Annotated in this window: 10 protein-coding genes; 8 read left to right on the top strand and 2 right to left on the bottom strand. The window is 59.1% G+C overall.

From position 1 onward, the window contains the following. Position 1: 1 nt before the first annotated feature. Positions 2-1369 carry a CYTH domain-containing protein gene (locus BLV61_RS16635; RefSeq protein ID WP_090466467.1) on the bottom strand — a complete coding sequence of 456 codons (1368 nt, stop codon included), beginning with the start codon at positions 1367-1369 and terminating at the stop codon, positions 2-4. A 157-nt stretch (positions 1370-1526) separates the two neighbouring features. Here BLV61_RS16635 and argE point away from each other — a divergent pair, with 157 nt between their 5' ends. Both argE and argA read left to right on the top strand, forming a co-directional pair. Further along, complete coding sequence (gene argE / locus BLV61_RS16640) at positions 1527-2687, top strand: acetylornithine deacetylase (RefSeq protein ID WP_047534759.1); 1161 nt, start codon at positions 1527-1529, stop codon at positions 2685-2687. A gap of 244 nt (positions 2688-2931) precedes the next feature. Then, positions 2932-4230, top strand: a complete 1299-nt coding sequence (gene argA, locus BLV61_RS16645; protein WP_047534756.1) for an amino-acid N-acetyltransferase — start codon at positions 2932-2934, stop codon at positions 4228-4230. Positions 4231-4339: 109 nt separating this feature from the next. Here argA and tauA read toward each other — a convergent pair whose 3' ends face one another. After that, positions 4340-5326: a taurine ABC transporter substrate-binding protein gene (tauA, locus tag BLV61_RS16650; protein ID WP_167361842.1), complete on the bottom strand. Its 987-nt coding sequence runs from the start codon at positions 5324-5326 to the stop codon at positions 4340-4342. A 366-nt stretch (positions 5327-5692) separates the two neighbouring features. On the opposite strand from tauA, the gene BLV61_RS16655 reads away from it, so the two are divergent. The 6 genes from BLV61_RS16655 to ssuD all read left to right on the top strand — a co-directional run bounded on the left by BLV61_RS16655 (position 5693) and on the right by ssuD (position 12991). Beyond that, complete coding sequence (locus tag BLV61_RS16655; RefSeq protein WP_047534750.1) at positions 5693-7033, top strand: OprD family outer membrane porin; 1341 nt, start codon at positions 5693-5695, stop codon at positions 7031-7033. A 501-nt stretch (positions 7034-7534) separates the two neighbouring features. Then, positions 7535-8872, top strand: a complete 1338-nt coding sequence (locus BLV61_RS16660; protein ID WP_090466471.1) for an OprD family porin — start codon at positions 7535-7537, stop codon at positions 8870-8872. A 366-nt stretch (positions 8873-9238) separates the two neighbouring features. Beyond that, positions 9239-9877 (top strand): peroxiredoxin, encoded by a 639-nt coding sequence (locus BLV61_RS16665; protein WP_047534746.1) that lies wholly within the window; start codon positions 9239-9241, stop codon positions 9875-9877. A gap of 291 nt (positions 9878-10168) precedes the next feature. Continuing rightward, entirely contained in the window at positions 10169-10762 is a 594-nt protein-coding gene (ssuE, locus tag BLV61_RS16670; protein ID WP_090466473.1) for an NADPH-dependent FMN reductase, read from the top strand. Positions 10763-10851: 89 nt separating this feature from the next. Next, complete coding sequence (locus BLV61_RS16675; RefSeq protein ID WP_047534739.1) at positions 10852-11817, top strand: sulfonate ABC transporter substrate-binding protein; 966 nt, start codon at positions 10852-10854, stop codon at positions 11815-11817. Between the two features lie 25 nt (positions 11818-11842). Beyond that, positions 11843-12991 (top strand): FMNH2-dependent alkanesulfonate monooxygenase, encoded by a 1149-nt coding sequence (gene ssuD, locus BLV61_RS16680; protein ID WP_047534736.1) that lies wholly within the window; start codon positions 11843-11845, stop codon positions 12989-12991. Positions 12992-12998 lie beyond the last annotated feature (7 nt).

Here is a 12998-nt window from a genome sequence, read left to right on the forward strand (position 1 = left end):
ATTACAGACGCAGAAGCATTTTCCACGCACGATTCTGATAAACCGCAATCGCCTGCTGCTTGCGCGCATCCAGGGTTTCGTCGGTGATCGGCTCGTTGGCCAGTTGCGCCAGCTTGTTCAGCTCGCCATACAGGCGATCCATTTCCGGGATGTCCAGCACGTGGCGCGCGTGGTGCAGCCAGGCCTGGATACGCTCGATGCGCGGCAGTTGTTCCGCGAGGTCTTCCGGTTGCTGCTGGTAACGCTGCAATTGCAGTGAGTTGGCTTCTTCGCCCAACAGGCGCGGCAACCAGCTGCCCAGTTGCGCGGCGCCCTGGCGATTGCCACGGGTGTTGCGGTCGGCGGTCCAGGTGCGAGCGAGCAACCAGCGCGAGGTGTTCAGGGAGAACAGGCCCCAGCGCGGGTCTTCGAGTTCTTCAAGGAACTGTTCCGGCGCGGCTTTGCGCACGTCCTCGTCATCCAGACCGGCCTGGACCAGCGGACGCCAGTCTTCGAGCAGGGCATCGAGTGCGACGCGCAGGTCGTGGGTCGATTGCCGCGGCGCGGCCTGGCCGAGGCTGCTGACCAGCGCGCGCAATTCGGCGAGGTTTTCCACCCAGTCCTGCAGCAGGCGCCAGTGGCCATTGAAACGATATTGCTCGGCCAGACGCTGGCTGCTGCCCAACAAGTGCCAGCTCAAAGCGGCGAAGGCGTCGTCCAGCGGCGTTTCGGCGCTGATCTGCGGTGCCGGCAGGCTCAGCGAATAGCTGTTGGCGTCGTACAGGCGATAGCCGCGTTCAGCCTTGCTGATGTCACAAGGCATCAGGGCCAGGGTCGCGGCCAGCTCGGCGGCCAGTTCCAGCAACGCGGCCGGTTCGCCTTCGCGCAGTTCCAGTTCCAGCTCGCAGATTTCTTCCTTCTGTTTGCCGACCACCACGTGGCCGAGGTCCAGCGCGGCTTCGATGACCACTTTGGTCTTGCCGCGGCCCCAGGCGATTTCGGCGCGTTCGCGGACAAAATCGGTGGTGAATATCGGTTTCAGGGTTTTCTTGTCCAGTTCGGCCAGTGCTTCGGGCCAGCATTCGCCGTCGAGTTTCTTCACGTCGAGCTTGGCCTTGGGCAGGTGCCAGTCGTACTCGTTACGCTCGGACAGGCCGGCGACGCTCTGGCCGCGGGTCTTGAGTGTTTGAATGACTTCTTCGCCATCCTTGCGCAGGCGCAGGGCCACCTTGGCGCGGGCCAGGTCGCGCTCAGGCGTGTCGAAGTACTGGTTCATCAACTCACGGCGTTCCCAGCCACTTTTGTTGCGTTTTTTCAGTAGCGGGTGCTCGCGCAGGGCAGCGAGGGTTTCGCGGCTGACGCGGAGTTTGATTTCGGTTTCTTTCTGCATGGCCGGAAAATCCAGGATCGGGAGCGCAGCCGGGGGGAATGTGTGGCTGCCAAGGTCGTGCAGTGTACAGGACTCGTCCTTGCTCCGCCCTGCGACGGTTTATTCCTGTCGCCGGATGGTTCTATGATGGACTTCAATTCGCGAGTTGGAGCCAGCGATGCCTTTGCCATCCATGAAAGATCAATTCGCTGCATTGATCGCTGCACCGTCGGTCAGTTGCACCCAAGCGAGCCTCGATCAATCCAATCGCCCGGTGATCGACCTGCTGGCCGCCTGGCTCGGCGATCTGGGTTTTGCCTGCGATATCCAGCAGGTCAGTCCCGGCAAATTCAACCTGTTGGCCAGTTTCGGCTCCGGCCCCGGCGGCCTGGTGCTGGCCGGCCACAGTGATACCGTGCCGTTCGATGGCGCGCTGTGGCAGACCGACCCGCTGAAGCTGACTGAAGTCGACGGCCGCTGGGTCGGCCTGGGCAGTTGCGACATGAAGGGCTTTTTCGCCCTGGCCATCGAGGCGGTCAAGCCGCTGCTCGATCAGCCGTTCAAGCAACCGCTGCTGATCCTGGCCACCTGCGATGAAGAGAGTTCGATGTCTGGCGCTCGCGCCCTCGCGCAAGCCGGACGGCCGTTGGGGCGAGCAGCTGTCATCGGCGAGCCGACCGGGCTCAAGCCGATCCGCATGCACAAAGGCGTCATGATGGAGCGCATCGACATCCTCGGGCAGAGCGGTCACTCCTCGGACCCGCGCCTGGGTCACAGCGCTCTGGAGGCCATGCACGATGCCATTGGCGAATTGCGTGGACTGCGCCTGTTGTGGCAGCGTGAGTTCCGTAATCCGCAGTTCAGCGTGCCGCAGCCGACGATGAATTTCGGCTGCATCCATGGCGGCGATAACCCCAACCGGATTTGCGGACAGTGTTCGCTGGAATTCGACCTGCGGCCATTGCCGGGCATGGACCCCAAAGCGTTGCGCGCGGCGATTTTGCAGAAGCTCAACCCGATTGCCGAACGGCATCAGGTCAAGATCGATTACGCGCCGCTGTTCCCCGCAGTGCCGCCGTTCGAGCAGGCCGAAGACGCGGAACTGGTACGGATCGCTGAAAAGCTCACCGGCCATGCTGCCGAAGCAGTGGCGTTCGGCACTGAAGCGCCTTATCTTCAGCAACTTGGCTGCGAAACACTGGTGCTCGGCCCTGGCGATATCGCCTGCGCCCACCAACCGGGGGAATACCTCGAAATGTCACGTTTGCAGCCTACGGTGCATCTATTACGTCAGTTGATTGAACATTACTGCCTGACACCGGCAAACAACCCCCTGTAGGCGCGAGCCTGCTCGCGATGGACGTAAACGATGACGAGGGCTGCCTGGAGGAACGCGGTAGCTCGACTACCATCGCGAGCAAGCTCGCTCCTACAGGTGTTTGCGGTTAAATTGCCGGTACCAAACCCGTATTCATGAGGAGAGTTCGCGTGTCGCCAAGCCTGTTCCGACGATAACCATCAGCCCGCTGTGCGTTTTCTGTTTCGCCCTTTCTTCGGCTGCTATTTATTACAGGCCCAGGTTCATGCCCGAATACGTCAATTGGCTTCGTCACGCTTCGCCTTACATCAACGCCCACCGCGATTGCACCTTTGTCGTCATGCTGCCCGGCGACGGCGTTGAACACCCCAACTTCGGCAATATCGTCCACGACCTGGTGCTGTTGCACAGCCTGGGCGTGCGGCTGGTGCTGGTTCACGGTTCGCGTCCGCAAATCGAAGCGCGCCTCGCTGCCCGTGGCCTGACCCCGCATTACCACCACGGCATGCGCATCACCGATGCCGCGACGCTTGAGTGCGTGATCGATGCCGTCGGCCAATTGCGCATCGCCATCGAAGCGCGTTTGTCGATGGACATGGCCTCGTCGCCCATGCAGGGCTCGCGCTTGCGCGTGGCCAGCGGCAACCTCGTGACAGCCCGGCCGATCGGCGTGCTTGAAGGCGTCGACTATCACCACACCGGCGAAGTCCGCCGGGTCGACCGCAAGGGTATCAATCGCCTGCTGGACGAGCGCTCCATCGTGCTGTTGTCACCATTGGGTTACTCGCCGACCGGTGAGATTTTCAATCTCGCCTGCGAAGACGTCGCCACCCGTGCAGCCATTGATCTGGGCGCGGACAAACTGCTGTTGTTTGGCGCCGAGCTTGGCTTGATCGATGAACATGGCCGTCTGGTTCGTGAATTGCGTCCGCAACAGGTGCCTGCGCACTTGCAGCGTCTGGGCAGCAATTATCAGGCGGAACTGCTGGATGCCGCCGCTGAAGCCTGCCGTGGCGGCGTAGCGCGCAGTCATATCGTCAGCTATGCCGAAAACGGCGCTCTGCTGACCGAGCTGTTCACCCGCGACGGTGGCGGCACGCTGGTCGCCCAGGAACAATTCGAAGTGGTGCGCGAAGCGGCCATCGAAGACGTTGGTGGTTTACTGGATTTGATCAGCCCGCTGGAAGAGCAGGGGATTCTGGTGCGGCGTTCCCGCGAGGTGCTGGAGCGTGAGATCGAGCAGTTCAGTGTGGTCGAGCGCGAAGGCATGATCATCGCCTGTGCGGCGCTGTATCAGATTGCCGATTCCGATGCCGGTGAGCTGGCCTGCCTGGCGGTGAACCCGGAATACCGTCATGGCGGTCGCGGGGATGAGCTGCTGGAGCGCATTGAAACCCGCGCCCGGGCGCAAGGGCTCAAGACGCTGTTCGTACTGACGACCCGCACTGCGCACTGGTTCCGCGAGCGTGGCTTCGAGCCGAGCAGCGTCGAACGCCTGCCGTCGGCGCGGGCGTCGTTGTACAACTATCAGCGTAATTCGAAGATCTTCGAAAAGACCCTTTGACCGTGGTGGTCCTATCGCGAGCAAGCTCGCTCCCACAAGTTCTGCGGACAACAGAGAACCCTGTGGGAGCGAGCTTGCTCGCGATGGGCTGAACAGCCCTGTTCAGCAGTTACTCGGTGACAAACTTCGCGCTCACATACGGCGAATAATCCGGCAGTACCGTTTCGACCTTCCCTTGCTCCTTCAAGAACTTCGCCGTTTCGCCAATCGCCTTGGCCGTGCCACCGTCCAGCAACGCGCTGGACTGTTGCGCCTTGGCATCCGGAAACGCGGACCCGGCCAGTAGCTCCGGTACATCAGCGGCGTTGGCACCCGTCAATTTGGCGATTTTCTGCACCGGTAACGAGTGCTCGGTCCAACTGTCCTTATGCGCTGCATAGTCGGCAAACGAGTCCAGAGTGACCTTGGCGAATTTGGCCACGACCTCCGGGTGTTTCTCGGCGTAATCCTTGCGCGCCACCCAGACTTCAAACGTCGGCGCACCCCATTGGCCGACTTGGGCGGCATCGGTCAAGGTCTTGCCCGTCTTGCGAATCTCACCCAGGGCCGGCGACCAGACAAACGCGCCGTCGATGTCCCCACGTTTCCACGCGGCGGCGATCTCCGCCGGTTGCAGGTTCACCACTTTGACTTTTGAAGCGTCCAGGCCCCAATGCTTCAGGGCGCCCAACAGACTGTAGTGAGACGTCGAGACGAACGGCGTGGCGATGGTTTTTCCGATCAGATCTTGCGGTTTATCGATGCCGCTGCCATTGCGCACCACCAAGGCTTCGGCGGCATTGATTTGCGCGGACACAATGAACGCGACAATCGGCAGATGGCGCGAGGCGGCCGCAGCCAGAGGACTGGAGCCGAGATTGCCGATCTGCACGTCGCCGGACGCAATCGCGGTGACCACTTCCGGGCCGCTATTGAAGCGACGCCAGTCGATTTTTTCGCCGATGGTTTTTTCGTAAACGCCGTCCGCCTGGGGAACTTTGCTGGGGTCGATACCGGTCTGGTAGCCGACCGTGAGGTTCGTCGCATGGGCGGAAAAAGAAAGGACGAGCGATACACAAACTGTAACAATTGGTCTGGATAGTGCGCGTTTGATCATCATGGCGTTGTTCCTTTCGACAGGTTTTGTTTCAGAATTGCTTCTAAACCTAATCGATCTAAAAAACGCAAAATAAATAACATTTATGAATTAGCTTATGAGCAAGCCGCTCTATTCTGAGGGGATGCGCGAAGGCGGGCTTAATTCCTAAATGGAATGAGAAAGGAATCCAGTCATTCTTTTCAGGTTTGTGACACGTTCATGACCCTGAGTAAGCCAAAAAAGTGGGATTAGACCATGGTCGTAGACACACAATGTTACGATTGACTTGTGAGTCACGCTGCGGCGCTAATCGCGCATCTTAGGATTCCGGGCATTCGATTCGGGACCAGGAATACAAGAATTAGAAACGAGAGGAGCTAAACAATGAACAAGTCCACCTTGGCCCTGGCCGTGGCTGTAGGGGTTTTGGCGCAGCAGGCAGGCGCCGCCGGTTTTATCGAAGACAGCAAGGCATCCGTTAGTTCCCGCACCATGTATTACGACGCCGATGTCCGTGAAGGCGCCAAGACGGCCGCAAACCGTCAGCGAGAAACCGCTGAAGGCCTCAAGTTCGATTACCTGTCCGGTTTCACTCAAGGCACTGTTGGTTTCGGTATCGACGCTCAGGCACTGGTCGGCATTCATCTGGATGGCGGCAGAGGGCATCACCCGCTGGGTAACAGCAACTCCTTCTTCCCGAGCGACGGCGACCGGTCCGCCGACGAGTGGAGTCGTCTGGATGCCAACGTCAAGGCGCGTTTCTCCAAGACAGAGGCCCACTTGGGTGGCGGTCTGGCACCTAGCCTGCCGATCCTGATCGCGAACGACAGCCGTCTGCTGCCGCAGACCTTTGAAGGTGGCACCATCACCTCGAAGGAAATCGACAACGTGACCTTCAACCTGGGCCAACTGGAGCACGCTTCGGGTCGCGCCTCCTCCAACGACACTGGCATGGCAGTGGCTGGCGGTGCTCAGGACAGCAACAAGTTCCGTTACGCCGGTGCTGACTGGAAGGTCACCAAAGACCTCTTGCTGCAGTACTACTACGCGAACCTGGAAGACTACTACAAGCAGAACTTCCTCGGCCTGGTGCACGTCTACCCGATCGCCCCGAACCAGTCGTTCAAGACCGATCTTCGTTATTTCGACAGCAGCTCCGACGGCAAGAACGGCGATGTCGGCTACCGCTTCAACAACAACAACGGCTACGCCAAGAATCCAGGCGAGGTCGATAACAAGACCTGGAGTGCGACGTTCACCTACACCTTGGGTGGCAGTGCGTTCCTGCTTGGCCATCAGCGTGTCAGCGATGACGGCGGCTTTGTTTTCTTGAACCAAGGCAGCCTTGTTAATGACAACGGTAATGCTGAGGGTGCCGGCGGCGCCAGCTTCTACTCCTTCACCGACGCCACCGTGGGCAGCTTTATCCGTGCCGGTGAAAACACCACGTATGGTCAGTACTCCTACGACTTCGCCTCACTGGGCGTGCCAGGTTTGAAAGCTTCGATTGCTTACCTGGATGGCCGCGACATCAAGGCTACCAGCGGCGTGGGTAAAGACCTGAATGAGCACGAGACCGACGCGCGTGTGGACTACGTGATTCAAACCGGCCCACTCAAAGGGTTTGGTACGACCCTGCGTCACGGTACTTACGGCGGTAACACCAGCACCGCTAACCAGGACCAGACCCGTCTGATCTTCAACTACACCTACAGCTTCCTGTAAGCAGTAGATCTGTATGAGCGAGCTGGCTCGCGATGGACTCGAGAACGACGCGTTTACCCGATAAAAACGCGTCATCGTTAACGACCATCGCGAGCCCGCTCGCTTCTTCATATGCCTTCCGTTTCTATATTTCTAAAAGATTGCTTCTAATCGTTTTTTATTCTTTTTAGATTTTTCCGCAAACGCCTACAGTTGGCCCCACCTGACCTACAGGCCCCCTCGCTTTACGCTCAGCCCGTTCAACTTCCGATAACCACGACCACAGGAATCGGTTTCAACACCGATATCTCGTTCTTGTGACGTGTACACATCGATATTCCATTTGGATATCAAAAAACACTAAGTGATTCTTTTCGGATTTATGAAAAGGTATGCTGCGCCGCCCAAATGACGGGGGGGAGATCTTCAGTGCGAGGGTCTCTATGGCGAAAGCCAGGCGAATCAAGGATTCAGGGCACTCGACCCGGAACCAAAAGAATTAGAAACGATAGGAGCGAAACAATGAACAAGTCCACCTTGGCCCTGGCCATCGCTGCAGGGGTTTTGGCGCAGCAGGCGAGTGCTGCCGGTTTTGTCGAAGACAGCAAGGCGACCTTGGGCCTGCGCAACTTCTACATCAACACCGATTACCGTGACGGTACTGGTCCGAACAAAAACGAAGAATGGGGCCAAGGCTTCGATCTGCGTTTCATCTCCGGTTACACCCAGGGCACCGTCGGTTTCGGTATCGATGCGATCGGCTTGTTGGGTGTAAAGCTGGATTCGGGCGGCGGCACCAACGGCGCAGCTAACAGTGCGGCTTATGGCGGCACTGTTTTCCCAAGCAAATCCAATGGTGAAGCGGTTGATGACTTCTCCAGCCTGGGTCTGACCGCCAAGGCCAAGGTTTCCCAGACTGAGCTGAAGCTCGGTACTCTGCAGCCAAAACTGCCGGTCATCGTGACCAACGACGGTCGCCTGCTACCGCAAACCTGGGAAGGTGGTCAGCTCACCTCCGGTGACATCAAGGACCTGACGCTGGTCGGCGGCCAGATCGAGCACGTTAAAGGCCGTAACTCCAGCAACAATGAACAGTTGGCTATCAACGGCGCTTCCCCACGCACCATCAATAGCAACAAGTTCATCTACGCTGGCGGTGACTACAAAATCACCAAAGACCTGACGGCCCAGTACTACTACGGCAACCTGGAAGACTTCTACAAGCAACACTTCCTGGGTCTGGTTCACAACTGGGCAATCGGTCCGGGCGTGTTGAAGTCTGACTTCCGTTATTTCAACAGCTCCGACGACGGTGCCAATGGCAGCAATCCGCTTTACTACAGCACCGGCAACTACAGCGGCGTGGCTAACGGTAAAGGCAAGGTCGACAACAACCTCTACAGCGGCCTGTTCCTGTACAGCGTTGCCGGTCACACCTTTGGTGGCGGTTACCAGGTCAGCAACGGCAGCAGTGACTTCCCGTGGCTGAACCAGGGCGACGGTTCGTCGAACTACACCATCACCGACTCGCAAATCCAGAAGTTCGCCCGTGCCGGCGAGCGTACCTGGCAAGCACGTTACTCGTTCGACTTCGCCAAAGTCGGTGTACCTGGCCTGACGGCGGGTGTGGTTTATCTGCATGGCGATAACATCGACACCGTGAACGCGCGTGGTGCCCAAGCGGCGAACGGCGCTTCCGAGTGGGAACGCGACTTGAACGTCGGTTACGTGATCCAGTCTGGCGCACTGAAAAACCTGGGCCTGGCGTGGAAAAACGCCAGCTGGCGTACCGACCTGCCGAACACTCGTTCGCAGGACGAAAACCGTCTGATCGTCAGCTACTCGATCCCGCTGTTGTAATAGCGCGTGGGAGCGAGCCTGCTCGCGAAGGCGTCATCCCAGCCACGAACGTGCTGAATGACACACGCCTTCGGGAGTAAGCCGCGATGAACCAAAAAAAAGCCCCGCCCGGCATCTCGCCGGACGGGGCTTTTGCGTTTTCAAGGCGGGCTCACCCCCGTAAACCCGCCTTGAAACTCCCCTTTTTGCAGCAACTCAAGGCCTTCTCGAACCTCGTTGACGATGGTCGGCGGGATGTGCAGGCGCGTCCAGTGAACAGATCTTTAATATTCCTTCCGGGTCTAAATAAATCGATATTTATTCTTTTTAATAGATAAAAAACACAGGCACAGTTGAGCTCATCAAGCACTCACAAGGAGCAGCACCATGAGCCTCAGACTCGGCGATATCGCCCCCGACTTCGAACAGGATTCCAGCGCCGGCACCATCCGGTTCCATCAATGGCTGGGCGACAGCTGGGGCGTGCTGTTTTCCCATCCGGCGGACTTCACGCCGGTGTGCACCACCGAACTGGGCTTCACGGCCAAGCTCAAAGATGAATTCGACAAGCGTGGGGTCAAGGCCATTGCGCTGTCCGTCGACCCGGTGGATTCGCATCACAGATGGATCGAAGACATCAACGAAACCCAGAACACCGTTGTCACCTTTCCGATCCTCGACGATGCCGACCGCAAGGTTTCGGACCTGTACGACCTGATCCACCCCAACGCCAACGACACCCTCACGGTGCGCTCACTGTTCGTGATCGACCCGAACAAAAAGGTCCGGCTGACCATCACCTACCCGGCGAGCACCGGCCGCAACTTCCATGAAATCCTGCGGGTCATCGACTCGCTGCAACTCACCGATAACTACAAGGTGGCCACCCCAGCCAACTGGCAGGACGGTGATGAGGTGGTGATCGTACCTTCGCTCAAGGATGAAGATGAAATCAAGCAACGCTTTCCCAAGGGCTACCGTGCGGTGAAGCCATACCTGCGCCTGACGCCGCAGCCCAATCGCTAATCGCTTTTGTAGGAGCCGGCTTGTTCGCGATTGAAGCGACGCGGTCTGTCAGTCAAACCGCCATCGCTGGCAAGCCAGCTCCCACAGGGGTTTGTGCAGATCCACAAAGCAGGGGATTTCAGGCCGTTTCGACGGCCTTTTTTTTCGCCTGGAAGAAGTGGATTTTCATATCTCCAAATCGCATAACCAAATGAATAAATATGATTTATGGATATATTAATCAACTGTTAAGGTCTCTCCATCGAAGCGAGATCGCAAACCGCGAATCGCCCCCACTCAGGAATTGTCTGAATGCTGGTCGTCTCACTCGGTGGCAGTCCCAGCCAACGCTCCCGTTCCGGGGTACTGCTGGATCGCTCCCAGCGTTGGTTACAAGAGCAAGGCGTGGAAGTGGTGAGTTACCAGGTACGGGACTTCCCGGCCGAAGACTTGCTGCATGCGCGCTTCGACAGTCCCAAGGTGATCGACCTGCTGCAACAGATTGAAAACGCCGACGGCCTGCTGATTGCCACACCGGTGTACAAGGCGTCGTTCTCTGGCGCGTTGAAAACGGTACTGGATCTGCTGCCCGAGCGCGCGCTGAGCCACAAGGTGGTTCTGCCAATGGCAACCGGTGGCAGCATCGCTCACATGCTGGCGGTGGATTACGCACTCAAACCGGTGTTGTCGGCACTCAAGGCCCAGGAAATGCTCCACGGCATTTTCGCGGTGGATAGCCAGATCGCATACGGCGAAGGCAGCGCGCTGGCGCAGTTGGCGCCGGAGCTGGAGCAACGACTGAATGAATCGCTGGAGCTGTTTTTCAGCGCCATGGCCCGACGGCCCAAGCCGCTCGATCCGAACCTGTTGAATGAACGTTTGTTGAGTGCTCGCTGGAGCATTTAAGCCCTGTCCCAAATTGATGTACTGGCCTTACTCGCCCGCTAACGGGCAAGCAGGTGCAGCCAAAACCCAACTGCAAAAAGGAGAGCGCCATGCGCCCTGTTATTTTGCGTCGTGGTCTGGTCGCTCTGTTTGCAGCGGCTGTAGCCTTCGGCGCCATTACTCAAGCCCAAGCTGAAACACTCCGAATCGGCTATCAGAAATACGGCACCCTGGTGCTGCTCAAAGCCAAAGGCACTCTGGAAAAACGCCTCGCCGCCCAAGGCGTGGACGTGCAATGGACTGAATTCCCCGGCGGCCCGCAACTGCTCGAAGGCCTGAACGTCGGTTCCATCGACTTCGGCGTCACCGGCGAAACCCCGCCCGTGTTCGCTCAAGCGGCGGGCGCTGATTTGCTTTACGTCGCCTACGAACCCCCAGCCCCTCACAGTGAAGCGATCCTGGTGCCGAAGGACTCGGCGATCAAATCGGTGGCGGACCTCAAGGGCAAGAAAGTCGTCCTGAACAAAGGCTCCAACGTGCACTACCTGCTGGTCCGCGCACTGGAAGACGCCGGCCTCAAGTACACCGATATCCAGACCGTGTTCCTGCCGCCAGCCGATGCCCGCGCCGCGTTCGAACGTGGCAGCGTCGATGCCTGGGTGATCTGGGACCCGTACCAGGCAGCCGCCGAACAGCAACTGCAAGCGCGCACCCTGCGCGATGGCCAAGGCATCGTCGACAACCATCAGTTCTACCTGGCGACCAAGCCTTACGCACAGAAAAACCCTGAGGTGATCAAGACCCTGGTGGAAGAAGTGCGTGCCGTCGGTGAGTGGTCCAAGGCCAATCCACAAGAGGTGACGCAACAAGTGTCGCCACTGCTCGGCCTGCCGGCGGACATCACCCTGACCTCGGTGAAACGCCAGGGCTACGGCGCCTTGTTCCTGACCCCGGACGTGGTCGCTGCGCAACAGAAAATCGCCGACAGCTTCTACCAGCTCAAGTTGATTCCGAAACCGTTGAGCATCAAAGACGTGATCTGGACGCCACCGGCAGCCGTTGCCAAAGCACAGTAATTCAATTCCCCAAGGAGACCACTCCATGAGCCTCAATATCTTCTGGTTCCTGCCTACCCACGGCGACGGCCATTACCTTGGCACCGCCGAAGGCGCTCGCGCCGTTGACCACGGTTACTTGCAACAAGTCGCGCAAGCGGCGGATCGTCTGGGCTTCGGCGGGGTGCTGATCCCCACCGGTCGCTCCTGCGAAGACTCGTGGCTGGTGGCGGCGTCGCTGATCCCGGTCACCCAGCGTTTGAAATTCCTTGTCGCCCTGCGCCCCGGGATCATTTCCCCGACGGTGGCCGCGCGTCAGGCTGCGACTCTGGATCGCCTGTCCGGCGGTCGTGCGCTGTTCAACCTGGTGACGGGTGGTGATCCGGAAGAGTTGGCCGGCGATGGTCTGTTCCTCAGCCATGACGAGCGCTACCAGGCTTCGGTGGAGTTCACCCGTATTTGGCGCCGCGTGCTGGAAGGCGAAACCGTTGATTACGACGGTCAGCACATCAGCGTGAAGGGTGCCAAATTGCTGTATCCGCCGATTCAGCAACCGCGTCCGCCGTTGTATTTCGGTGGCTCCTCGGAAGCGGCGCAGGACCTGGCGGCAGAGCAGGTTGAAATGGTTCTGACCTGGGGCGAACCACCCGCCGCCGTTGCCGAGAAGATTGAACAAGTCCGCGCCAAGGCCGCGAAGCTCGGTCGTACCGTACGTTTTGGCATTCGTCTGCATGTGATCGTGCGTGAAACCAACGCCGAGGCCTGGCAAGCGGCGGACCGCCTGATTTCGCACCTGGATGAAGACACCATCGCTCGCGCCCAGGCTTCCCTGGCGCGCTTCGATTCGGTGGGCCAGCAACGCATGGCTGCGCTGCACGGCGGCAGTCGCGACAACCTGGAAGTCAGCCCCAACTTGTGGGCCGGCGTTGGCCTGGTGCGCGGCGGTGCCGGTACGGCGCTGGTGGGCGATGGTCCGACCGTGGCCGCTCGCGTGAAAGAGTACGCGGACCTGGGCATCGACACCTTTATCTTCTCCGGTTATCCACACCTGGAAGAGTCGTATCGCGTTGCCGAGTTGCTGTTCCCGCACCTCGATATCGAACGTCCCGAACTGCCGAAAAGCGCCGGTTACGTCAGCCCGTTCGGTGAGATGGTGGCCAACGACATTCTTCCCAAAGCCGCGTCCCAGAGCTGAGGCGCGC

It is taken from the genome of Pseudomonas mohnii (assembly GCF_900105115.1).
Lineage (GTDB): Bacteria > Pseudomonadota > Gammaproteobacteria > Pseudomonadales > Pseudomonadaceae > Aquipseudomonas > Aquipseudomonas mohnii.